The following is a 1,856-nucleotide window of genomic DNA, read 5'->3' as shown; positions in this document are numbered from 1 at the left end:
CCCGCGTTGGCGCCGGCCGTGGAACGGATTTCGGCGTTCGAGGGCCTGGCCGCCCACGAGGCGACCGCGACGATCCGCATCGACGAGGTCGGCCGATTCTCCGGGGCCTTCGACGGCACCCCGGCGGTCACCCGCGACCAGCGATAACCGCTCACGGCGTCGGCGGCGAGAGGTAAGGCCGCCGACGCCGAGCCCCCAGTGCTCCCGTCGATTTCGCGACGTCAGCCCTACACGCATGGCGGTTGCACCACCCCTGTCAGGGGTGACACCGCACCACAYCCCCGCCGGATCCGCTGGAGGGGCCGGATCCAGGGCAGGCGCGCAGGCTCCGGCCGCACCACCGCACTCGCGCGCACTCAGCCACACGATCGACGAGGATCCCATGCCAGAACACCCAGTTCCTTCCTCCCCGCCCTGCGCGGGTGGGCAGCTCAGCCAAGGTCTCAAGGGCCGCCAGATCACCATGATCTCCATCGGAGGCGTGATCGGTGCCGGCTTGTTCGTCGGCTCCTCCACCGCGATCGCCGCGGCCGGTCCCGCGGTATTGATCTCCTTCCTCGCCGCGGCGGCGCTGGTCGTGCTCTGCATGCAGATGCTCGGTGAGATGGCGGTCGCCAACCCGGACACCGGATCGTTCTCCACCTACGCCGACCGCGCGCTCGGACGTTGGGCCGGGTTCTCCATCGGCTGGCTGTACTGGTGGTTCTATGTGCTCGTCATTCCCATCGAGGCGATCGTCGCCGGTGAGGTGCTCGGTGGCATGCTCGCGATACCCGGCTGGGTGGTCGCATTCGCGGTGATCGTTGTGCTCGCCGGGACCAATTTGCTCAGCGTCCGCAATTACGGCGAATTCRAGTACTGGTTCGCACTGCTGAAGGTCGTGGCGATCGTCGGGTTCATCGTGCTGGGCGTCGCGGCCATTTTCGGGTGGCTGCCCGGATCCGGAGTCAGTGGCATCTCCAACCTGTGGACCAACGGCGGGTTCATGCCCAACGGTGCCGTCGCRGTCGTGGCCGGTTTGCTCACGGCTATGTTCAGCTTCCAGGGCAGTGAAATCGTCACCATCGCCGCGGCCGAGTCCGAAGAGCCGAAGAAGAACATCAAGAAGGCCATCCGCGCGGTCGTGTGGCGCCTGGGCCTGTTCTACCTGGGCTCGATCTTCATCGTCGTCAGCCTCGTCCCGTGGAACGCCGACGGCCTCGCGTCCGGCTCGTACCAGGCGGTCCTCGAACGAATGAACATCCCCGGTGCCACCGGCATCATGGATGTCGTCGTCCTCGTCGCCGTTTGCAGCTGCCTGAACTCGGCCATCTACACCGCCTCCCGGATGGCGTTCTCCCTCGCCACACGGCGGGACGCCCCGGCCGCACTGGCCGTGACCTCGAAGGGTGGGGTGCCCCGCAATGCGGTCCTCGCCTCCACCACCATCGGCATGGTTGCCGTCCTCGCGAACTATCTCCTGCCGCAGATCTTCAACTACCTGCTCGCCTCGAGCGGCGCGATCGCGCTGATGATGTACATGGTCATCGCCCTCACCCAGTACGCCACCCGCCGCAAGACCCGCCACGAGGACCACACCCTCGAGGTCAAGATGTGGGCGTTCCCGTTTCTGACGGTGGCGACGATCGCGTTCATCGCCGGTGTGCTGCTGCTGATGGCGATCCTGCCCGGCCACCGTCTCGAACTGTGGCTCTCCCTCGGCCTGGCGGCGGTCGTCGTCGCTCTCGGCGTGCGTCTGCAGCGCAAGGACGGTGCGCACCGCCCTCCAACCGGTGATGCGGTATCGGCGGTCAGCCATCGCGCTGCGTCCCCGACGCCGGAACCGCGGGCMTGACCACCACACAGACCCGGGGTGG

1 protein-coding gene is annotated in these 1,856 nt (G+C 67.4%); it reads left to right on the top strand.

Annotation, left to right across the window (positions count from 1 at the left end):
• Positions 1-382: 382 nt before the first annotated feature.
• Positions 383-1,834: an amino acid permease gene (locus AC1D1G_RS44795; protein WP_477956897.1), complete on the top strand. Its 1,452-nt coding sequence runs from the start codon at positions 383-385 to the stop codon at positions 1,832-1,834.
• Positions 1,835-1,856: the final 22 nt, after the last annotated feature.

The organism is Rhodococcus sp. P3_B8 (genome assembly GCF_056402775.1).
This window is presented reverse-complemented; position numbering and strand designations above follow the sequence as displayed.